At 65.3% G+C, this 22028-nt stretch carries 18 protein-coding genes; 6 read left to right on the top strand and 12 right to left on the bottom strand.

All coding sequences use genetic code 11. The annotated features are described in order from the left end of the window. The first annotated feature begins 7 nt into the window (after positions 1-7). A complete protein-coding gene (locus G4L39_RS08890; RefSeq protein ID WP_165107565.1) occupies positions 8-1480 on the top strand; it encodes a DUF1080 domain-containing protein in 1473 nt (490 codons plus the stop codon). 125 nt (positions 1481-1605) lie between these two features. Next, complete coding sequence (gene era, locus G4L39_RS08885; protein WP_165107563.1) at positions 1606-2511, top strand: GTPase Era; 906 nt, start codon at positions 1606-1608, stop codon at positions 2509-2511. 84 nt (positions 2512-2595) lie between these two features. On the opposite strand, the gene clpX is transcribed toward era, so the two are convergent. The 3 genes from clpX to G4L39_RS08870 form a co-directional block, all read right to left on the bottom strand. Beyond that, a complete protein-coding gene (gene clpX, locus G4L39_RS08880) occupies positions 2596-3873 on the bottom strand; it encodes an ATP-dependent Clp protease ATP-binding subunit ClpX (protein WP_165107561.1) in 1278 nt (425 codons plus the stop codon). A 34-nt stretch (positions 3874-3907) separates the two neighbouring features. Continuing rightward, complete coding sequence (clpP, locus tag G4L39_RS08875; protein WP_165107559.1) at positions 3908-4537, bottom strand: ATP-dependent Clp endopeptidase proteolytic subunit ClpP; 630 nt, start codon at positions 4535-4537, stop codon at positions 3908-3910. Positions 4538-4707: 170 nt separating this feature from the next. After that, positions 4708-5385, bottom strand: a complete 678-nt coding sequence (locus G4L39_RS08870; RefSeq protein ID WP_165107557.1) for an HAD family hydrolase — start codon at positions 5383-5385, stop codon at positions 4708-4710. Positions 5386-5520: 135 nt separating this feature from the next. Between G4L39_RS08870 and G4L39_RS08865 the strand changes: the two genes are divergently transcribed. Beyond that, on the top strand, positions 5521-6255 hold the full coding sequence (locus tag G4L39_RS08865; protein ID WP_165107556.1) for a DUF554 family protein: 735 nt from the start codon (positions 5521-5523) through the stop codon (positions 6253-6255). Between the two features lie 106 nt (positions 6256-6361). Here G4L39_RS08865 and G4L39_RS08860 read toward each other — a convergent pair whose 3' ends face one another. The 4 genes from G4L39_RS08860 to G4L39_RS08845 all read right to left on the bottom strand — a co-directional run bounded on the left by G4L39_RS08860 (position 6362) and on the right by G4L39_RS08845 (position 11590). Next, positions 6362-8389 carry a hybrid sensor histidine kinase/response regulator gene (locus tag G4L39_RS08860; protein ID WP_165107555.1) on the bottom strand — a complete coding sequence of 676 codons (2028 nt, stop codon included), beginning with the start codon at positions 8387-8389 and terminating at the stop codon, positions 6362-6364. 18 nt (positions 8390-8407) lie between these two features. Then, complete coding sequence (locus G4L39_RS08855; protein WP_165107554.1) at positions 8408-8863, bottom strand: response regulator; 456 nt, start codon at positions 8861-8863, stop codon at positions 8408-8410. Beyond that, the gene (locus G4L39_RS08850) at positions 8860-10533 is read right to left on the bottom strand and encodes a sensor histidine kinase (RefSeq protein ID WP_165107553.1); all 1674 of its coding nucleotides are present in this window, start codon (positions 10531-10533) and stop codon (positions 8860-8862) included. The genes G4L39_RS08855 and G4L39_RS08850 overlap by 4 nt, the downstream gene beginning before the upstream one ends. Before the next feature lie 532 nt (positions 10534-11065). Then, positions 11066-11590 (bottom strand): nitroreductase family protein, encoded by a 525-nt coding sequence (locus G4L39_RS08845; protein ID WP_165107552.1) that lies wholly within the window; start codon positions 11588-11590, stop codon positions 11066-11068. A 285-nt stretch (positions 11591-11875) separates the two neighbouring features. On the opposite strand from G4L39_RS08845, the gene G4L39_RS08840 reads away from it, so the two are divergent. Next, complete coding sequence (locus G4L39_RS08840) at positions 11876-12763, top strand: helix-turn-helix domain-containing protein (RefSeq protein WP_205880892.1); 888 nt, start codon at positions 11876-11878, stop codon at positions 12761-12763. A 614-nt stretch (positions 12764-13377) separates the two neighbouring features. On the opposite strand, the gene bamJ is transcribed toward G4L39_RS08840, so the two are convergent. The 5 genes from bamJ to nadA form a co-directional block, all read right to left on the bottom strand. Continuing rightward, positions 13378-14247, bottom strand: a complete 870-nt coding sequence (bamJ, locus tag G4L39_RS08835; protein WP_165107550.1) for a BamJ family beta-barrel-assembly machinery protein — start codon at positions 14245-14247, stop codon at positions 13378-13380. A gap of 86 nt (positions 14248-14333) precedes the next feature. After that, on the bottom strand, positions 14334-14900 hold the full coding sequence (locus tag G4L39_RS08830) for a hypothetical protein (RefSeq protein WP_165107549.1): 567 nt from the start codon (positions 14898-14900) through the stop codon (positions 14334-14336). Between the two features lie 193 nt (positions 14901-15093). After that, complete coding sequence (locus G4L39_RS08825; protein WP_165107548.1) at positions 15094-15537, bottom strand: YraN family protein; 444 nt, start codon at positions 15535-15537, stop codon at positions 15094-15096. Then, on the bottom strand, positions 15534-16205 hold the full coding sequence (locus tag G4L39_RS08820; protein WP_165107547.1) for a ribonuclease HII: 672 nt from the start codon (positions 16203-16205) through the stop codon (positions 15534-15536). The genes G4L39_RS08825 and G4L39_RS08820 overlap by 4 nt, the downstream gene beginning before the upstream one ends. Positions 16206-16300: 95 nt before the next feature. Next, the gene (nadA, locus tag G4L39_RS08815; protein WP_343203324.1) at positions 16301-17257 is read right to left on the bottom strand and encodes a quinolinate synthase NadA; all 957 of its coding nucleotides are present in this window, start codon (positions 17255-17257) and stop codon (positions 16301-16303) included. 383 nt (positions 17258-17640) lie between these two features. Between nadA and G4L39_RS08810 the strand changes: the two genes are divergently transcribed. Beyond that, positions 17641-17976 carry a DMT family transporter gene (locus G4L39_RS08810; RefSeq protein WP_165107698.1) on the top strand — a complete coding sequence of 112 codons (336 nt, stop codon included), beginning with the start codon at positions 17641-17643 and terminating at the stop codon, positions 17974-17976. Positions 17977-18087: 111 nt separating this feature from the next. After that, the gene (locus G4L39_RS08805; RefSeq protein WP_165107544.1) at positions 18088-21963 is read left to right on the top strand and encodes an immunoglobulin domain-containing protein; all 3876 of its coding nucleotides are present in this window, start codon (positions 18088-18090) and stop codon (positions 21961-21963) included. The last annotated feature ends 65 nt before the right edge of the window (positions 21964-22028 follow it).

Here is a 22028-nt window from a genome sequence, read left to right as displayed (position 1 = left end):
CGCACTCATGAAACGTCGGGGCTGGATCTGCGCGGGACTGCTGGGACTCATGGGAATCGGCGGGTACGCCGCCACCGAACCCTGGGAGGATCTGTTCGACGGACGCACCCTGACCGGTTGGCGCGCTGCGGAACATCCGGCCACCTTCCGGGTCGAAAACGGCGTGCTGGTGGCCCACGGGCCGCGGGCGCATCTGTTTTACGTGGGACGCGATGGGGCCGGCGCTGATTTTCGGAATTTCGAGCTGGAGGCCGAGGTGCGGGCGGCGCCGGGAGCGAATTCCGGCATCTACTTCCACACCGCCTGGCAGGAAAACGGCTGGCCGGCCCGGGGATTCGAAGTCCAGATCAACAACTCGGCCCGACCCCACAACGGATACTGGGAGCTCAAGAAAACCGGCAGCCTCTACGGCCTGCGCAACGTGTACAAGCAGTTGGTACCGGACAACACGTGGTTCCGGCTGCGCATCGTGGTGGAGGTGCCGCGCGTCCGGGTCTTCGTCAACGAGCATTGGGTGGTGGATTATGTGGAACCGGAACCACCGGCAGCCCCGGAAAGCCGCCCGGGCCGCCGCCTGGGCCACGGCACCTTCGCCCTCCAGGGACACGATCCGGACAGCCGGGTCGAATTCCGCCGAATCCGGGTGCGGCGACTCCCCGATGACGCACCGGCCGGGGTGGTGCGGCCGACCGCCGACGCCACCTGGCGGCAAATGATCGAACTGGGCACGGCCAACTTCCCGCTCGTGGATTTTCACACCCATTTGAAGGGCGGTCTGACCCTGGAAGAGGTGCTGGCACACATGCGCCGCACGGGGATGAACCACGGGATCGCAGTCAACGGCGGACTCGGCTTTGCGGTCACCAACGACGCCACGGCGCTGGCCTGGCTGGACTCGGTTCGCAACACGCCCGTCTTCGCCGGTTTGCAGGCCGAGGGCCGGGAATGGACCCGGCTGTTCTCGGCCGAAACCGTCGCACGGTTCGACTACGTGTTCACCGATGCGATGACCCTCACGGACCGGCAGGGGCGACGCATGCGATTGTGGATCCCCGAGGAGGTGCAGGTGGGAGACCCGGAAGCGTTCATGGAACACCTGGTGGACACGATTGTGCGGATCCTGGAAACCGAACCCATCGATTTCTACGCCAACCCGACGTACCTGCCGGAGGTGTTGACGCCGCGGTATGACCAGCTCTGGACACCCGAACGACGGCGCAGGGTCATCGAAGCCGCAGCCCGCAACGGCGTGGCCATCGAAATCAACAGCCGCCTGGAACTGCCCCGGCCGGATTTCATCCGCGAGGCAAAAGCGGCCGGGGTCAAGTTCACCCTCGGCACCAACAACCCGGATCGCGAACTGCTGCCGAACACGTACGCGCTGCGGATGATCCGGGAATGCGGCCTGGGTTGGCAGGACATGTGGATGCCGCGACCGGACGGCGAGAAACCGGTGCAACGCCGGGGGTTGCCCCGGTGACAGGCAGGCCCGGGCCCGCGGCGCGGCCGGGCACCTGCGCGCCCCCGCCCAAGCGCACCCTTCCGAACCGGGCACGGGGCCGGTGCGGCCTTGGCCCGGCACACACTCCGGCCTAGGTTGATGGCATGAGCGACACGGAGCCGGTCGAAACACCCGTCCACGAGCAGCCACCGCCGGAAACCCGGTGCGGCCTGGCGGTGTTGGTGGGGCGCACCAACGTGGGTAAGTCCACCCTGTTGAACGCGCTGGTGGGACGCAAGGTCTCCATCGTGACCCCCAAACCGCAGACCACGCGGGATCCGATCCAGGGGGTGGTGAACCGGCCGGAGGGCCAGATCGTGTTTGTGGACACGCCGGGCTTCTTCAAAACCCACGCCAACCGCCTGGTGGAGCGCCTGCATGAACGTGCCCGGCGTGCCCTGCAGGGAATCGACGTGGTGGTGCACGTGGTGGACCCCTCCCGGGCCATCGGGCCGGAAGATGAAATGGTGTGGGAGGCGCTGCAAGGGGTTACCCAGCCCCGGCTGTTGTGCCTGAACAAAAGCGACCTTCCGGAGCGACCGTACGTGGACGCATGGAAACAGCGCCGGGACCAGTACGCCGGCTGGTACGAGGTCTCGGCCTACACCGGCCAGGGGTTGGAAGACCTGGTGCAGGGCATCCTGCAGCATCTGCCGGTGGGCCCCCGACTCTATCCAGAGGACCAAATCACCAATGCGCATCAGCGATTCCTGATCGGCGAGATTATCCGGGAAAAGGTTTACCTGCTGATGGACGAGGAGGTGCCGTACCGGACCGCCGTGGAGGTGCATGCCGTGGAAGAAAGCCGGGACCGCCAGGGCCGGCCCATGTACCACATCAAGGCTTCAATCCTCGCAGCCAATCCGCGATACCAACGGATGTTGATCGGCGCGGGCGGACGCCGCATCCGTGAGATCGGTCAGGCGGCGCGGGTGGACCTGGAAGCCCAGCTCGGACGCAAGGTGTTCCTGGACATGGACGTGCTGGTGGACCGCAGCCTGGACCGTTGAAGGGCCGGTGCAGCGGCCGGAAGGTGCGGATCAGTTCCGGCGGACGGGCTTCAGCCACCCCAAGGTGCCCGCTGCGGCCCCGGTTCAGGCAGCGGCCTGTTCGTCGGATTTGCGCCGCACCAGCGGCGGGCATTCACCCCGGACCACGGCCGCGGTGATCTTGACCTGGGCGACGTCCTGCTGCCGCGGCACATCATACATTACGTCCAACATCAGTTTTTCCAGGAGGCTCCGAAGTGCACGGGCGCCGGTGCCCTTGCGAAGGGCCTGGGCGGCCAGCTCCTGAAGCGCATCCGGCGTGAACTCCAGTTCCACGCCCTCTTGGGCCAGCAGCTTGGCGTACTGCCGGGTCAGCGCGTTCCGCGGCGCAACCAAAACCTCCACCAACTGGCTTTCGGTCAGCTCATGCAGGGTGGCAATGACGGGCAGCCGCCCGATGAATTCCGGGATGAACCCGAATCGCAGGAGATCTTCCGGCTCCACAAATGGCAACAGGCTTCCGGGGGTTTCACCCACGGCACGGCCGGCGGCGTGGAATCCCAGGACCTGATGCCCGAGCCGACGGCGGATGATGGTTTCAAGCCCCACAAAGGCACCCCCGCAAATGAACAGGATGTCGGTGGTGTCCACCCGGATGTACTCCTGCTGGGGATGTTTGCGGCCGCCCTGCGGGGGCACGTTGCAGATGGTCCCTTCCAGAATCTTGAGGAGCGCCTGCTGCACGCCCTCGCCGGAGACGTCCCGGGTAATGGAAACGTTCTCGGTTTTGCGGGCAATCTTGTCGATTTCGTCAATATAGATGATGCCGCGCTGGGCCCGCGCCACGTCGTAATCGGCATTCTGCAACAGGCGCAGGACAATGTTCTCGACGTCTTCACCCACGTAGCCGGCCTCGGTCACCGTGGTGGCATCGGCAATGGCGAAGGGGACGTCAAGGATCCGTGCCAGCGTCCGGGCCAGCAGGGTTTTGCCCGAACCGGTCGGCCCGATGAGGAGGATGTTGCTCTTTTCGAGTTCGACGTCGGCGTGGGGATCCGGATCGGCAGACTCCGGTGTCGTGGCGGGGGCGCGCCGGCTGAGGATGCGCTTGTAATGGTTGTGGACGGCGACGGTGAGGGTTTTCTTGGCCTGCTCCTGCCCGATGCAATAGCGGTCCAGTTCCCGCTTGATCACGTGCGGTTTGGGGACGGCAAGGGGCCGTTCCTGCCGGGCCTGCATGGCCTGCTCGGCATCCAGCACGTTCTTGCAGAGCAGGACGCACTGATCACAAATGTACACGCCCGGCCCGGCAATGAGTTTCCGGACCTCACGGGCGCCCTTGCCGCAGAAGCTGCATTGGGCGGTTGGTTGGGTGCGGGCCAAAAAGACCTCCAAGGCCGGCAGCGGGGGCGGCGCGCTAGCCGGTACGTTGCTCGACCGCGCCGGGAATCTCCTTGCGCGACTGCACCACCGCGTCGACAAGCCCGTACGCTCTGGCTTCCTCGGCGGACATGTAGAAGTCGCGATCGGTGTCCCGGGCAACGTCCTCGACCTTCTTGCCGCAGTGGAAGGCGAGGATTTCATTCAGACGATCCTTCAGGCGAAGGATTTCCTTGGCCTGGATGCTGATGTCGGTGGCAGCGCCCTGAACCCCGCCCCAGGGCTGGTGGATCATGATGCGGGCATTCGGCAGGGCAAAGCGTTTCCCCTTGGTCCCGGCGGCCAGCAGCACGGCCCCCATGCTGGCGGCCTGGCCGATGCAATAGGTGTTCACGTCGCAGGTCAGGTACTGCAGCGTGTCGTAGATGGCCAGACCCGCGGTGACGCTGCCGCCCGGGGAGTTGATGTAAAGGTGCACGTCCTTCTTGGGGTCGCTCATCTGCAGGAACAGCAGCTGCGCGATGACCAGATTGGCCACCATGTCGTCAATCGGCGTGCCCAGGAAGACGATGCGGTCAACCAGCAGCCGCGAATAAATGTCGTAGCCCCGTTCGCCCCGGCCGGTCTGTTCGACCACCATGGGCACCAGGAAATTGTTCAGATGCATAGGCGTTGCTCCCACGTTCGACAGGAAGCTACGGGCAGGGCCGGGCACCGTCAAGCCGGCCGGCCCGGCCGGCACCAAACGCCCGCACGCGCGGATCCGATGGCTGAACACCCGGCGCGCGGCCCGTCCCGACCCGCTCTCGCACCCATCCGTCCCGCGGACGAGAAAACCTATGCGCAGACCTCTTTCGGCTCGACCTCAGCGAGATGCTCGACCAGCCAGCAGGGTTCATGAGGCCGGAGCTGATCACGGCTGAAACCGCCCGTTGCCACGGCCAGAACGCGCGCGCCAATGGCCCGGGCGCAACGGATGTCGTGCGGGGTGTCCCCCACCACCAAAATTTCCGTGCCGGCGAGCGACCGGCCCAGCAGCCGTTCGCCGCGCCGGCGGGCCACCGCCGCAATGGCCGCGCGGTCTTCCGCATCGTCGGCAAAACCGCCGGTCCGAAAGCGGCTCCAGAGCCCGAAATGACGCAACTTAATCTCGGCGCCCAGCCGGATGTTGCCGGTCAACAACCCCGGCAGCGGCGGCGCCGGCAGCCGGGCCAGCCGGTCCAGGAAGGGCACCACACCGGGGATGATCTCGCCGCCCAACCGCCGCAGGCGCTCGTCCAACAGAAACACGTAACGGTCGAAGAACCGACGGAAATGCTCCGGCGTGGGGCGGATCCCGTGGGCTTCAAACACTTCACGGACCAGGCTGGTGTCGGTGCGACCGGCGAACTGGAGCTGTTCCACCCCGTCCCGAATGCCGAACTCGTCGGCAAAGGCCTGGACAAAAGCGCCCACGCCCGCCCCCGCCGTGCGGATCAACGTGCCATCAATGTCGAACAGGACCAGCCGAACCATCCCGGGCGCAACATAGAGGGCAGCAGGCCGGCTGGCCAGCCCGCCGAGCACAGTGGATTGCGCGAGCCGACCGTACGCGCGGAGGGCTGAGATTTGCCTTTCGCAAGGGGCGGGGACCGTGCTTGAGTCGGAGATGTGACGGGCACCTGGGTGAACGTGTTGGCGATTGTGGCGGGTGGCGTGGCGGGTTTGACGCTGCGGCGCGGGATCCCACCGCCGACGCAGGGCTGGCTGAAACTCGTGCTGGCGGTGTTGACGGTGTACTTCGGCCTGCGCCTGACGTGGGTGAGCCTGAGCGGGTCGGTGGGCTCGCACCTCCTTCAGGTCATTCTGGTGATGGTGGCGCTGGGGCTGGGACGTGTGACGGGCAGGCTGTTACGGCTGCAGGAGGGCTCCAACGCAGCCGGCCGGTATGCGCGGGAACGGATGGAATCAGCGCTGCGGACGGGAGGGCGGGCACCGTGGACAGACGGCTTCGTGGTGTGCACGGCGCTGTATTGCGTGGCGCCGCTGGCGTTTCTGGGGCCCGTGGCCGAGGCGTTGGGCAGGGATTCAACGCCGCTGTTCCTGAAGGCGGCGATGGACGGATTGGCAACCATGGGTTTTGTGAAGATCTGGGGGCCGGGGGTGATGCTGGCTGCGTTGCCGGTGCTGGCGTTTCAAGGAACCCTGACGCTCCTGCTGTTGTGGGCGGAACCGGGCCTGACGGCGGTGCGGGCCGCGGAGGCCGTCTCCGCCACGTGCGGCCTGCTGGTGTTTTGCGTGGCGTTACTGATCCTGGAGGTCCGGCGGATCGAGGTGACGGGGTATTTACCGTCACTGGCATGGGCGGCTTTGCTGGCCTGGTGGCTCGGTTGGGGTGGGGCGTAACGGACCGGTGGAACTGAGTTCCCGAATCACGGACGGACGCACCCGAGGGAGGATACCTGACGTCGGCGCCGCTGCGGGATGCAACCGTTTCAGAGCCGTGGCGGACTCAAGCCGCGTCCGGCTGCTGCGCCGTGCCGGGGAATTCCGCGGCGCAACCGGCAAGGATCGGGTCGAGGTCCGGCGGCGGCGGAGACCCCACGGGACTGTCGAGGCAGGCGCGCACCACCCGGGCAAGAACGGCGGGACGGTAGGGTTTGGGCAGAAACCATCCATCCTCAAGCCGCAGATGACGTCCGGCCAGGGTGCCGGTGTAGCCGCTCGTATAGATCACCCGCAGGTCGGGTTTGCGCTGGCGCAGTCGCCGGGCCAGCTCGCATCCGTTGAGCCCCTGCGGCATCACCACATCCGTCAGTAAAAGGTCCACGCGCCCCTCCAACCGTTCCCAAACGGTCAGGGCTTCAAGGCCGTGAGCGGCCGATTCGACGTGGTAATGGCAGGCCGAGAGCAGTTCGCACACCAGCTCGCGCAGGTCGGGTTCATCCTCCACCACGAGGATGGTTTCCCGTTGGTGGCTGCGGGGACGGGTTTCGAAGGCGGTGTCGTCGGGGCCCGAGGCGGGGCCGGCGGCTGCCGGCAGGTAGACACGGAAGGTGGTGCCGGCGCCGGGTTTGCTCGCGACCTCGATCCAGCCCTGATGCTGTTTGACGATGCCATACACGGTGGCAAGGCCGAGACCGGTGCCCTTGCCGGTTTCCTTGGTGGAGAAGAAAGGTTCAAAGATCCGGGCCAGGGTGGCCGGGTCCATGCCGCAGCCGGTGTCGGTGACCTCCAGGCAGACGTAGCGTCCGGGGCGGGGCGCGCCACGGCGCGTGGCCTCGGGTTCGGACACTTCCAGGGTGGTGGTGGCCAGGCGGAGGCGCCCGCCCTGCGGCATGGCATCGCGCGCATTCACAGCCAGGTTCATGACGACCTGTTCGATCATGCCCAGGTCCGCTTCCACCGTGGGAAGATCGGGGGCACAGTCGAGTTCCAGGTGGACGTCCTCGCCAAGCAGGCGGGCGAGCATCTGGGCCAGGTTGTGAAGGACCTGGTTGAGGTCGAGGCGCTTGACCTGAACGACCTGTTTGCGACTGAACAGGAGCAACTGCCGCACGAAACGGGCGGCACGTTCGGCCGCGGCACAGATCTGGCGAATGGACCGGGCCTGGGGACTCTGCTCCGGCACCGCTTCGCGCAACAGGTCGGCATGGCCCTGGATGACGGTGAGGACGTTGTTGATGTCGTGGGCCACGCCGGCGGCCAATTGCCCCACGCATTCCATTTTCTGGGACTGCCGGAGTCGTTCCTCCAGCTCGAGTCGGCCGGTGATGTCGTCCAGGGTTACCACCAACCCGTCGATTCGTCCGGAGGCATCGCGGAGCGGTGCGGCGTTGATGGAGAGGGCAACCCGCCGGGAGCCGTCGTCCCAGAGTTGGCGGAGGTCGTGCAACGGCTGGCCGCCATCGAGCACGGTTTGCCATGGGACCGGGGCGGGGGCGGCACCGTTTTCCAAGGGCTGAAGTGGCCAGAGCCAGAGCCGACGACGCGGGCTGTCGGGCCGCGAAAGCAGGGGGCCGACAATCTGTTCGGCCCGTTGGTTGGCAAAGGTGATGACGCCCTCGCGATCGGCGACCACGATGCCGACGGGGCTGGTTTCCATGATGCGGCTGATGAGGTCGCGTTCCCGGCGGAGGCGTTCCTCGGCACGGCGCCGTTCCAGGGCATACCGGAGGACGCGGTCAAGGCCCTCGGCGGTGAGTTCGGACTTGAGCAGGTATTCGGCCGCGCCGGCCTCCATCGCGGCCAGGTCCACCGCCCGGTCCCCTTGTCCGGTCAGAACAATCATCGGCGGCCGGTGCGGAAGATCCCGCGTTTCCTGCAGCAGGTCCAGGCCGGTGTGAACCCCCAGCCGGTAATCCAGCAGGCAGAGGTCGAACCGTCCGGAGGCAAGCGCAGCCCGGGCCTCCTCGTAGTGACTGATCCAGGTGAGCTGGTACCGGGCGGTCAAGCCGGGCCGGGACAACAAATCGCGGGTGAGGATGTAATCATCCTCGTCATCATCCACGAGCAACACATGGATCGGCGGCCGTTCCATGGCAGCAACCGCCCATCGTCATCCTTCTTCCGGCGGAAGTTCCACAACCTCGAACCAGTACCGACCCAGGACGCGAACCAGCTCCACCAGGGAACTGAACGTGACGGGTTTGGTGACGTAGGAGTTCACCCCCAGGTCGTAGCTCCGAAGGATGTCCTCTTCGGCCTTGGACGTCGTCAGGACAACAATGGGAATGCGACGGAGATGGGGATCGCTTTTGATTTCCCGGAGGGCCTCCCGGCCGTCCTTGCGCGGCATGTTGAGGTCCAGAAGGATCAACCCGGGCAACGGCGTACCGTTCAGATGAGCCCACCGCCCGCGCCGGTGAAGGTAGTCCAGCAGTTCCTCGCCGTCTTCCACGGTGTGAAACTCGTTGGCCAGACGACTTTCCCGGAAGGCTTCCCGCGTCAACTCGCGGTCGTCGGGATCATCATCGGCCATGAGGATGATGATGGGTCGTTCCTTGCCTTTCATGGTTGGGATTCGGATCCGGGTTGATGAACGGGCAACGTCACAATGAAGGTGGCACCCTCACCGGGCCGGCTGCGGGCGGTGATGTCGCCTCCATGACGGAGCACGATTTTCCGGGCGATGGCCAGACCAATCCCGCTGCCCTCATATTCGCCCCGGCCATGAAGGCGTTGAAACATGTTGAAAATGCGGTCGAGGTACTTTTCGTCGAACCCGATGCCGTTGTCCTGGACATGGATCCTGCAAAGGGGCTCGGCCACGGCCTGAGGGCCGCGGTCGGGACGCGGCCCCTGAAAGGACTCGGCCCAAACACGGATCCGCGGCGGTTCTTCCGGTTTGCGGAATTTCAGGGCATTGCCGAGCAGGTTTTGGAAGAGCTGCCGCATCTGCAGGGGATCGGCATCCACGGTGGGCAGGGGTTCGACGGTTACCCGGGCGCCGGTTTGTTCGATCCGCGTTTCGAGATCCCCGATCACCTCCTGCAGGATCTGCTGGAGATTCACGCGTTCAAACGGCCGGGCCCGCGTGGTCACACGGGAAAAGGTCAGCAAATCGTTGATCAGGGTCTGCATGCGTTGGGCGGCCCGGCGCATCCGCTCAAGGTAGTCCCGGGCCTCCGGGGGCAGAACCTCCGCATAGCGCTCGCACAGACGCTCGCCGAACACCACGATTTTGCGCAGCGGCTCCTGCAGATCGTGCGAGGCCACATAGGCAAAATCCTGGAGTTCCCGGTTGCTCCGCTCCAATTGGGCGGCAAAGGCACGCAGTTTTTCGTCGGCCAGCTTGCGCTCCGTGATGTCCAGACCGATGCCGGCCAGGCCCACGATGCGGCCGGAGGTGTCGCGGAGGGGTACCTTGGACGTCAGCAGCCAGCCGCTGGTGCCGTCCGGACGCGTGATCCGCTCCTCCCGATTCAGCACCGGCACGCCGGTGGTCAGCACCTGCATGTCATCGGCATAAAACGCCTCGGCCTGTTCCCGGGGAAAGAATTCAAAGTCGGTGCGGCCCAGCGCCTCTTCTTCACTGCGCACGCCGAGGTTGCGCTGGTCCACAGGGTTGACAAGGGTTTTGCGAGTGGCCGTGTCCTTGAGGTAGATGGCCACCGGCAGGTGATCCACCAACGTTCGCAACACGGCGCGTTCGTTGGCCAGACGTTCCTCCCACCGACGGCGCTCGCTCAGGTCGAGCACGGTACCCACCACCAGGGTGTGGCCGCCCTGGTCCTGAACCCTCCGCAGATGGATTTCCACGCACTGCACGTCGCCCGAGCCGGCTGCAGGACGTGCTTCGCACCGGGCCACGCCCTCCGGACAGTGCAGGACCCGCCGCAACGCCTCCTCCAGGCCGGGCCGGTCCTCCGAAGAAACCCCGTCCAACAGATCCGGGTTCCCCTCTCCGCTCGAACCGCCGGGCTTCCATAACCTGCGGAACGCCGCGTTGGTGTACCGGAGCCGGCCATCCTGCCACAGAAAGAGCCCGACCGGGGCCGCGTCCGCCAACAGGGTAAGCCGGTCGGCATCCACAAAGCCGCCCGGCAGGTGCGAAGCAGGGTCAGGCTGGGGAGAACCCGCCGCCGCCGGGTTCTCCAACACCCTCCCGGGCACGGGCCGGGACGGCCCCTGCGACCCGCTCGGGCCCTGTCCGGCCGTGGTATGGACCGCTGGCGTCTGCATGGCTTGAGCCTTTCGGATTGGCTCCTTGCTACCACCGAGCCACTGCCGATGCGCGCAGCATTCCCTATGCCAACCACCAGCCCTCCGGGAATTGAGGGGGCTGCCAGCGGCGGTACAAGCGGTTGGGGTGCGCAGGGCTCGGGGCCGCAAAATACGTCCGGGGTACTGTCCGGTTTCGTTACAGAGTACGAACGGCCAAGGTTCAGGGTTTGCGGGGTTGGTGGGGGCCGAGACCCCTTGGGTGTGGAATGCCATGGGTTCCCGTGGCATCCCCGGGCCGATGAAGCAGGTGCACCGTGGCGGGTTGCGGAATCGGCCCTGCGTCGAACGCGGCATTTCACGCAAGCCAACCGGCAAGCACACACGATCCCGGGCCCCCGCAAGGGGTTATCGTGCGCCGGCACCCGACCGGGTCGCACCGATTGCTGTCGACCCGGGCGCGCCGGATGCCGTTGCCGGCAAGGGAATCCAAGTCTGCCCGGCGTGACGCGGACCTTCCCGCGGTTCGGAAGGGGCGCAATACTGGGGCAGATCAGGGTTGATACTCGTGGACCACTTCTTCGAAAGGTCGCCGGGGAGTGCGCGCGGGCTGTTCCGCCGGCCAACCCACGGGGAACAGGGCGATGGGCCGGAGACCGGGTCGGAGTTTCAATCGCCGGGCCAGTTCCGATTCGTCGAATGCGCCCACCCAACAGGTCGCCAGGCCGAGCGCCGCCACGGCCAATTCGGCGTAGGCAGCGGCGATGGTGGCGTCCTGGAGGGCGTAAAGGGATTCGCCCTTGGCGCCGTATTTCACGGCGGATCGGGCCGGGTCGGCGCAAAACACCAGGACCACGGGCGCCTGGGCGATGAAGGTTTGGTTGTAGCAAAGCGCTGCCAGGGAGCGGATGGTCTGCGGGTCGCGGACCACCACCACTTCATAGGCCTGAAGGTTGCCCGCCGACGGGGCCCGTTGCGCAGCCCGGAGCACCCGTTCCACCAAACCCGGCTCCACCGGTCGCGCCTCAAACGCGCGAACCGATCGCCGATCCTCCACCAAGGCAAAGAAGTCTTTCATCTGCGGGGGCTCAACATAAGGACAACTCGACCTTCGCGCAATCCGGGTCCGGCAGGGCCGGCCCCGGAGGGCGAAGCCTTTGCGGACAACGGGGGTGCGGTCGAGCCGCCACTTGTGGACAAGGCAGGTTTGGCATAGCTTGGCCCCATGCGAACAACGCAGGCTCAGTCCCTGGCCGAGCTCCAACCCACCGCGCTCCGTGGCGAGTCTGTTTCCTCCGAAACGGGCGCAACCGGGTGTACCGGGGAGGCCTCAGCCGGTCAAGACAAAGCGAAGGTGACCTTGATGGATCCGGCAGAGAGCCGGAACCTGATCGAGGCGCTGCTGCGGTCGGAGGTGTACCAGGAGTACGAGCGCGCGTTTTCGGAGGCCACCGGTTTGGTGCTGTCGTTGCGCCCCGTGGAGAGCTGGCGCCTGACGCATCACGGCAAACGCCATGAAAGCCCGTTTTGCAGCCTGATGTCGGCTCAAAGCCGGTCGTGCGCCGCGTGTCTGCAGGTGCAGCAACGGCTGGTGGAAATGGCGGTGGAGGGGGCGCGGACCATCCATTGTTTTGCCGGACTCAGTGACACGGCGGTGCCCATCCGGCTCGGCAACCAGATCGTGGGCTTCTTGCAGACCGGCCAGGTGTTTCGCAAGCGGCCCACGCGCCAGCAGTTTGCCCGGGTTTGCAAGACCCTGGAGGATTGGGGCCTGCAATACGATCGCGCACAACTGGAGGAGGCCTTTTTCAAAACCCGCGTCGTCTCACCGCGCCAGCACGAGTCGGCGGTGAAACTGCTCAGCATTTTTGCCCAGCATCTGGCGCTCATCAGCAACCAGGTGTTGTTGCAGCAGAAGAATGCCGAGCCGCCGGTCATCCGGAAGGCCAAGGAGTACATCCTCGAGCACATGGCCGAGGACCTGTCGCTGACCCGAGTGGCCAGGGCGGTGAACACAAGCACGTTTTACTTCTGCAAGATGTTCAAGAAGTACACCGGCATCAATTTCACCGACTACCTTTCGCGCGTGCGGATCGAGAAGGCCAAGAACCTGCTGTTGAACCCGAACCTGCGGGTCAGTGAGATCGCGTTCGAGGTCGGGTTCCAATCCCTGACGCACTTCAACCGCGTGTTCAAGAGGATCCTCGGTCAGTCTCCCACGCAGTATCGGGCCCAACTTTCGGGCCGCTGAAAGCCGTCATCGGCGGGGATGGAGGATCCCGGAGGCTCCCGAAAGGTTCTCTGACCCGGACCGGCAGGGACGGACGTGGGTGGTCAGCGGCGGCCTCCCCCGCCTGAGAAACGAAAAAGGTTCTGGCGCCGTTGCCCATCGGCCGCGCCCCTTGCGTGCTCCGGAGGCATTGCAACCCCGATTTCTCGTACCCCGTTCGCCACAGCGACGCCCTCGTCATACGCCAACCCCCGACGCTGCGGCGGCTGCTCCGGGCCACTGCCATTGACCCCTGCGGCCGGATTCTGGCCGGCGCCAGAACCACGTTGCGGCCACAGTTTTGACATGATCCGGGTCGTTGGCTTGCCCTGGATTGGCCAAGAAACGTCATTTTTTGCCCGGACTGCGAACCGTAGCAGGAGAGCTACAGAAGCGCCGAGGTCATGTGCGAAGGCCCGTCGCCCCATCGGTTCTCCCGGCAGTGGCCGGGACGAATCCGCATCCGTGACGGGTCACCGGGGCACGCAACCACGGATCACGCCGCGGGATTACGGCGCGGAAGGCGCTCCGAGGGATGCTCCATCAACCGGGGAACCACAGACCGGCATGAGTTCGATCCGGTGCGGGGCAGAGCCTTATTGGTTGGTCTGGGTTTTGGCGGCGGCTTTGCGTTGTTCTTCTTCGAGCCGTTTGAGGTCTTCGGCCTTGATCACCTCGATCTTGGCGCCGCGGGCCAGTTCCTCTGCGGAAGGTACCTTGATGATGTCGCTGGTCACCGGCGCGCTCGGGGCGGCGGAGGTGGCCGGGCTGGTAACGGAAATGAGCTCCACTTCAAAAATCAGGGTGGACCCGGGCGGGATGTTGGGTCGGGCGGCATCGCCGTAGGCCAGGTCGGGCGGGATGAACAGCTCCCATTTGGCGCCCGGTTTCATGAGCTGCAGGGCTTCGGTCCAGCCCTTGATCACGCCGCTGACGTTGAATCGGGCGGGCTCGCCCCGTTTGTAGCTGCTGTCGAACTCCGTGCCGTCGATGAGTCTGCCCCGATAATGGACGAGCACGGTGTCGGTGGCTTTGGGGCTTTCACCGGCACCCTCCTGGATGACGCGGTACTGGAGGCCGCTGGGCAGGGTGACCACCCCGGGTTTGTTTTTGTTTTCCTCGAGGAATGCGGCACCGGCCTTGCGATTGGCCTCGGCTTCACGCCGCTGTTTTTCCTGCATCTTTTGCTGCATGAACTGACTGAACTCCCGGAGCGTGGCGCGCATTTCCTCCTCGGTCATGCGGGTGGGCGAACCGGTGAGGCTGTCGCGCAAACCCTGGAGCACGACTTCGAGGGAGACCTGGTCGGGGTCCAGGGCGTTGCGTTTCCAATTGCTGCCCAGGCTCATGCCGAGGGCGTAGCTGATCTTTTCCTTGTCGTCCTTGAAAGCGTTGGTGTTCTGGCCTTGGGCGACGACCGCGGCCAGGCAGATGCCGGTGATCCAGAAACCGATCCGCGTTTTCATGGTTTGCATCGCGGGATTGTGTGGGCCAAGACCGGTCGGGAGGCAACTGAATTGTGCAGGCATCCGGAGGCCCGCGACGCGTCGGATCAGGGGTGCCAGGCCGGTGGGGGCGGCGGCGGTGGATGGGGGGAATCCAGGATCCGGCGGATCACATCGGTGTTCTGTTCGGCCCGGTGCGCGTAATGGTCGAGGGAATGGGGCAGCCGTCCCGGGAGACAATCCGGTGGCTCGTTGAGGTAGTCCAGTCCGACGCAGCGGGCCAGGCAATGGAGTTTGGCGTTGAGCTCGGGGTCGATGCGGTGCAGGGGCGCGGGCTGCCGGGTGCAAAGGACGATGAGCGCACCTTCGCGGCCCTCGCGTTCACGGAGGGTTTGTTCCAGCCACTGGAGCAGGCCCGGGTGCAGTCCCTGCGTGTCGGTCATGGCAAGGACGAGGATATCGGTTTCGCGGAGGCGCCGGGCGGCCTCGGGGTTTTCGGGACCTTCCAACTCCTCCAGAGCCCACCATGTGGTATCGAACCCGATCCGGGACCAGAACCGCCGGACGAGGTTGTCACAGGCACGGGCTGCGCATTGGCGGGCCTCCGGGCGATCGTACAGGATGGTGATCTGCCACGTTTCCGAAGGCTGTACCGATGAGGCGTCGGGTTTCATGGTTTCGACCTGGACTGACCGGGGTTGGGGACACCGGGCTCGAACCTGGTGGCCAAGGCACCATCGCGCATTTTTCGGAATGTGCAAGTGGGAGTTGAACCGGTTAATGGTGCTCGCCCCGTGCGCGAAGTCCCCGCACGATCCGGGCGGTTGGTCGGCCGGTTCTTGAGCGGCGTTGGCGACCGTGGCCCCGTCAGCCGTAACGCCAGGGAGCGGCCAGTGGAAAGGCATTGGGCAGGTGGCGGATCTGGCGGACCTGATCGTGCTCCAGAAGGACCTCCACAATGTCGAACCGGACTTTGACCCGGGGTTGACCGATGCGGCGCAGGTACCAGAGCGCGGCCCGGGAAAGGCGTCGCTGTCGCCGCGTGTCCACCGCGGCAGCCGGTCGGCCCCATTCCTCGGAAGAACGGGTTTTGACCTCAACGAACACGAGGCAGTCGCCGTCACGGAAGACAAGGTCCAATTCGCCGCGCGGTGTCCGGTAATTGGCGGTAAGGAACCGGAGCCCGGCCTTCTCGAGGTGACGTCGGGCAGCCCGTTCGCCAAGGGCGCCCCGCTGCAGGTGCAAGGCTGTGTTGGAAGGGGCCTGCCCGGTTTTGCGCCAATGCAACCACCAGAAGAGGAAGGTTTTCATCGCCACAAGTGCAATTGGACGGCACGGACGGGGGCAAAGGAACGTCGGTGGACGGGTGTGGGCCCGAGTTGGGCCAGGGCTGCGAGGTGTTGCGGTGTGGGGTAGCCCTTGTGCATCGCAAACCCGTAGCCGGGGTACTGACGGTCCAACTCGTGCATGAAACGGTCGCGGGTCACCTTGGCCAGGATGCTGGCGGCGGCGATGCTGAGGCTGAGGGCATCACCGCGGATGACGGCGGTGGCGGGTACGGCCAAATGGGGAACGGACCGGCCGTCCACCAGGACATGGTCGGGTGGTGCCCCGAGGGCATCCAGGGCGCGGCGCATGGCCAGGTGGGTGGCCTGCAGGATGTTGAGCTGATCGATTTCGGTCGCCTCGGCCCGGGCAATGGCAAAGTGGATTTGGGGATGGGCCACGAGGCGTTCGTAAAGGGTTTCGCGTGTGGCCGCGGTGAGCCGTTTGGAATCGTCCAGATCTTCAAAACCCGGCTCAACACAGCCCCGGGCGATCCAGGATTCGGGCAGGATGACCGCAGCGGCAACCACGGGGCCGGCCAGGGGCCCGCGCCCCGCCTCGTCCACACCGGCAATGGTCCGGCAGCCTGCTGCCCGGAGTTGTTGTTCGAGTTGCAGGCGCTGGGCCGGACTGGTTCTCAGCGAGCGGGCCATGGGATCGGGCCGGCGCACGCCGGCCGAAGTTCTTGTAAACCCGGGCGGCGTGAGGCGCAAGACGTCAACGACAGCGACGTCGGGCAACCGACCCTTCAATTGCGGGCGGTGATCTCGAGCATCCGCTCGATGGGCTTGCGCGCCCGTTCAATCAGGTCCCGGGGCAGTTCAATCCGCGGATACAACCGGCGCATGCAATCGCGGAGTTTCTCCAGCGTGTTCAGTTTCATGTACTTGCATTCGCTGCACCGGCAGGCGTCCGAGGGCATGCGGTTGACGTCGAAGGCCGGGGCGCAATGGAAGACTTTGTCCGGACATTCTTTTCGGAGGCGGTGCAGGATGCCCGACTCCGTGACGATGATGAATTCGCGGTCGGGGCTGGCTTTGCACCAGTGAATCATCTGCTCCGTGGAGCAGATCACATCGGCCAGGTCTCGGACCTCGCGCAGGGATTCGGGATGGACCACCACCCGTGCCCGGGGATGACGGGCTTTGAGACGGAGCAGGCTTTCCCGGCGGAATTCGACGTGCGCATAGCAGTTCCCCCGCCAGAGCGTCATGGGGCGGCCGGTCCGTTCCATGACCCATTGCCCCAGATTTTCGTCCGGCACGAACAAAAGGTCGCGATCCGCAGGGGCGGCACGCACGATTTTTTCGGCGTTGCCGCTGGTGCAGATGACGTCGCTGAGGGCTTTGACGGCCGCGCTGCAATTGATGTAGGCGATCGTGTAGAAGTTGGGGTTGGTCCGTTGGAGGGCGGCCAGTTGGTCGGCCGGACAGCTCTCCTCCAGAGAACAACCCGCATCCATGTCCGGAAGGATCACCAGCTTGTCGGGGTTCAAAATCTTGGCGGTTTCCGCCATGAACCGCACGCCGCAAAACACGATCACGTCGGCCCGGGTCCGCGCGGCCTGCTGGGATAGACCGAGTGAGTCGCCCACAAAGTCGGCAAGGTCCTGGATTTCGGGCACCTGGTAATTGTGCGCCAGAATGACCGCGTTGAGCCGACGTTTCAGCTCAAGGATTTCGCGTGTCAATGGTTCCCGTTGCACCGGGTCGCAGGCAGGGACCGTCGGTGCCGGGCGAACCCTCTCGGTTGGTTCGACAATCGTTCCAGGCATCGAGCGAAGCTAGTCCGGTCCGTGCAGGACGTCAACGTGGGCGGGCCGGGTACCGGGCTGCAGCGGAGGACGGCGGCAAGGCCGGAGCCATGAGGTCGGGCCCGAAACAGGCCGGCAACCGGCGCCACGACCGGAATCGGTTGAAAACCGGCAAATGCAGCGGGTAGGGCTGGAGTCGGGCGGAGACGCGTGCCAAATTGGTGGCCTGTTGCAGCCACGTCCCGCGCCGGCGCATGGGATTGTCAGTGACGAAGGTCAATCTCGATGTGGAGGCCGTTTCGGATGGGGCCCGCAGTGTCGGTGTGAGCATTCTTATGAATCCCTGGGTGGCATTATGGATCGCAATTCTGTCCGAGGTCATCGGGACCCTGGCGCTGAAGGCGTCGGAGGGTTTCACCCGGTGGGCACCCTCGGTGGTGGTGGTACTGGGTTACGGCGCGGCTTTTTACTTCCTGTCGGTTTCGTTGCGCAGCATACCGGTGGGGGTGGTGTATGCGATCTGGTCGGGCGCGGGTTTGGCCCTGATCGTGGTGGCCAGTTGGTTTTTGTTTGGTCAACGGCTGGACCTGGCAGCGTTTGGAGGGCTGTTTTTGATCCTGTCCGGGATCCTGGTGTTGCAATGTTTTTCGCAAGCGGGCCGCGGACTCTGAGCGCGGTTCGGATCGAAGAGAGGCCGAGGGGCGAACAGGCCCGGCTGACGGGTCTTGTCCGGGCGCGTTCGCCCTTGTAACTTCGGGGCCAGGATGAGCCAGGGCAGGTGGATGCGACGGTGGTTGGGGACGGTGTTTTGGTTGTCTTCGGCAGGGCTCTCGTTGTTGCGGGGGATTTCGCCGATCGAGGATAACTCGTTTGGCCATCGGCTCCCGAGCCCTCCGGCCTGTGCGGTGTGGTGGTGCGAGGCCACATACAAGGTGGGGCGCCAGCGTGCCCTGCCGGCAACCACCACGAATGCGGTGTGGATCGAAGCCGCCCGCAACGAGTATGAGCCGTTTCAACTGGTGCTGTATCCCTTCGAACCGCTGACGAACGTGGTGATCCGGGTGGAGGACTGGGTCCGCAGCGACGGCCGGGCGGTATTGGCAGCCACGAATATCGAGGTGCGGTTGGTGGATTACGTGCCGGTGCAACTGCCCACGGACGCGGGCGGCTCGCCCGGATGGTACCCGGACCCGTTGCCGCCTGTGCCGACCGGACTCGAACTGGGACCCGAACAACACCAGCCGTTCTGGATCACCGTGCACGTGCCAAAGACACAGCCGGCCGGCGAGTATGAAGGCCGGGTACTGGTGGAGACACCGGCATGGACGGCCCCGTGGGTCGTTCCGGTGCGACTTCGGGTGTTCGATTTCACCCTGCCGGATTTGACCCATACCCGCACGTTGTACGACGTGGCGATCCCCATGCGGTGGCACGGGCCGCTGACAGACGCCCAGCAGGCCGAGGTCTGGGACCTGTACATGGAAAACTTTCGTCGGCACCGTGTCTCGCCCCAATGGCCCCAGCGGTATGCACCCCTGAGATGGGAATGGGGCGTGGGCGGGTTTGTTTACAACTTCGGCGCCTTTGACGAGGCCTTGTCACGCTACCTGGACGAGTTCGGCTTCAACACATTCGTTTTCATGGACGAGCCGTGGACCCTGTTTGGGTTCTCCCGATTCACGCCCCAGTACAACTCGCTGTTCACCCTGTTGTTGTCCGGGATCTCCTCCCATCTCCGGCAAAAGGGGTGGATGGAAAAGGCATGCGCGTATTGGATCGACGAACCTGCGAACGATTTGATCCCGGTGGTCCGGGACGGGATGCACGCGCACCTGTACGCGGCGCCGGATTTGCGGCGTCTGCTGACCCGGGAGCCGTTGCCCGAGCTGTACGGGCTGGTGGACGTGTGGGTTCCCATGGCTGTGGTCAGCGTGTTTAACAACACGGCGGAACGGTGGTTCGACCGCACGGCGGCGGGCGAGGAAGTGTGGTGGTACGTGGCCACGTATCCCAAGTGGCCCGGGCCGAATTATTTCATTGATCATCCGGCGATATCGCACCGGGTGCGATTCTGGCTGGCCGAACGCTACGGGCTTCAGGGTGACCTCTATTGGGACGTGAACTGGTACCTGGACCGCCAATTCCAACCGATCAACCCATGGACCCAAACCACGGTGACCAACGAACTGGGCCAACCCATGGGCAACGGCGACGGAGTGCTCCTCTATCCGCCGGTGCGGGAACCGCCCACCGAACCGGTGGTGGCAGGGCCCATTGATTCGATCCGGTGGGAGCTGGTCCGGGAAGGGTTGGAGGACCGCGAATACTTCTGGCTGTTGCGCGAGCTGGCGGGACGAGCGGCATTGCGCTGGGGACCCGACCATCCGGCGGTACGTGCAGCAGAGGCAGTGCGGGCCGAGGCTCTGGCGGTGGCGCCGTCCCTGAACAATGCGTTGGGCGACCCGCAAAACCTGTACGCGGCCCGCCGGGCGCTGGCCTCGGCCATCGAAGCCCTCGGACCTGCCGAACTGTTCTGGGTGGAGGAACCGGTTTCCCGGGCCGTGGCGCCGGGTGAAAACCTTGTATTACGGTGCGAGGCCATCGGCTGGCCCCCGCCCATTTATTTCTGGTACAGAGACGGGCAACTGGAGGCGGTCACGGAGGAGGGGCGATTGCGGATTCGCGGGGCCGGGCCGACGACCGTGGGTGATTACGTGGTGGTGGCCAGCAACTCCTGGGGCCGGATCCCAAGCCGGGTCGCCCGAATCCGAGGGCTGTGGGCCGAGGCACCGGAAATTGTCAGGCCACCGGAACCGCGCGCCGTGAGACTCGGCAATCCCCTGGTCCTGACGGTGGTGGCGGTGGGACGTGAGCCGCTGGAATACCAATGGTTCAAGGACGATCAGCCCGTGAACAGCGATGGTCCCGCAGGACCCACCTTCTTGCGCAGCAACACCGTGGCGGATGTGCGGGGACAATACCGGGTCGTGGTGAGCAACCCGGCCGGCTCGGTGACAAGCGCCCCGGTGCAGGTGGCAGTGTACGGGGACTTGAGCTCATCCACGGTTCTGCCCACCAACGGGATCTGGTACTACGACAACCGGGGCGTGGCCCTGACGACCGGATGGTGGCTGGACCCGGCCACCAATGCGGCATGGCAGTCCGGGCGGGCGCCGTTCGGGGCCGCCCTGCCCGGCGTCGCAACCCCGCTGGCCACCGGGGAAGGTTCGGTCCCGCCCACGGTCTACTTTTTCACCGACCTGGCCTTGGAGGACCCCACGGGACGTCTGCAGGCCCGGTTGCGATGCGATGACGCTGCCGTGGTCTACCTGAACGGGCAGGAGATCCTGCGATTGAACATGGGCGAGGGGGAGGTCCCCTATGGGCGGTCGGCTCGCGTTCACGTGGACGGCCCGCCGCTGGAAACCGTGTTCGATCTACCTGCCGAAACCCTGCGTCCAGGGACGAACCGGCTGGCGGTGCAACTGCATCAGTATGTGGAGCCCCTGGGTCCGGTGGGCATTTGGCCCTTCGACGAGCCGCAACCGCCGTGGGACCGGTTGGAGGGTGGGCTTGCGTGGGAGGCCGTGGGCACCGGCGTGGTCGCCGGTGTGGGGCGATGGATTGGGTGTGCCTCCAACGCGGCCTCGCCCACGAGCTGGCTGGAGATGACCGAAGTGCCCGGCTTCGCAACCGACCGGCCCTTCACGGTGGGCGGATGGTTCCAGTGGCAGCAGGGGACCGTCCCGAGCGCCACCAGCACGGCCATCGAAAAGCCGGGTGAGTTCCGGCTTTACTACACCGGCCCGACGGTGAATCGCTACCGGTTCCAACTCGGCTCGGTGGAGGTCCAAGATCAAACGCCCGGAATGCGCGCCGGTCAGTGGCGGTTGGTGATCGCGTGGTACGACGGCACCAACGCCTGCATCCAGATGGACAACGGCCCCGTGTACGCCCTGCCAGCGCAGGCGCCCCCGGCCGGCAGTCAGCCGCTGAGAGCGCTACGCCTGGAAACCGGCGCGGGGGGCTTTGCGGTGGATGACCTGTTCCTGTTCCCTCGCGCGCTTTCACCAGCCGAACGCACCGCCATTTATCAACTGGGCGTCCGACGGTTCGTCACGAATCTGCTGGCAAACACGACGGATGACGCGTGGTTTGAGATGGAAATTGTCCGACTGCACGCCATCCCACCGCAGTTTTTGGGACAGCCGCAGGACCTGGTGAGGTTTGAGGGTGAGTCCGCCGGATTCCGTTTGAGCGCCGTGGGCACGGAACCGATCGCGTACCAGTGGTTGTTCAATGGCGTGCCGATTGCCGGAGCGACGCAAAACGTTTTGTACCTCGACCGGGTGGGCCTGTCGGACGCAGGCGACTACTCGCTTGTGGCGTCGAACGTCACCGGCACTGTAACAAGTGCGCCGGCGCGACTGAACGTGTATGGTCGGCCAGCGCTGGAAGTGCTCCCTCGCGTTGGAGACAACGCATGGCAGGTCCGGTTGCCTCAACTTCCGGTCGCCGCGACCCTGCAGGTCTCCACAAACCTCGTGGATTGGGAACCGGTCGGAACGCTGGCGGCTGGCAGCCCGGCCACGAACTGGTTGCTGTCGATCCTCCCGAACCGGCCGGCGGAGTTTTATCGGCTTTTGCTGCACCGGTAGCCGAAACCGGGACCTAGAGGCGCGACGATTGCCGCCGGGGACCTGGCTGACGGGAATCGGCAACA

The organism is Limisphaera ngatamarikiensis (assembly GCF_011044775.1).
GTDB lineage: Bacteria > Verrucomicrobiota > Verrucomicrobiia > Limisphaerales > Limisphaeraceae > Limisphaera > Limisphaera ngatamarikiensis.
Note: the sequence above shows the minus strand (reverse complement) of the source record. Positions and strands in the feature narration are given on the sequence as shown.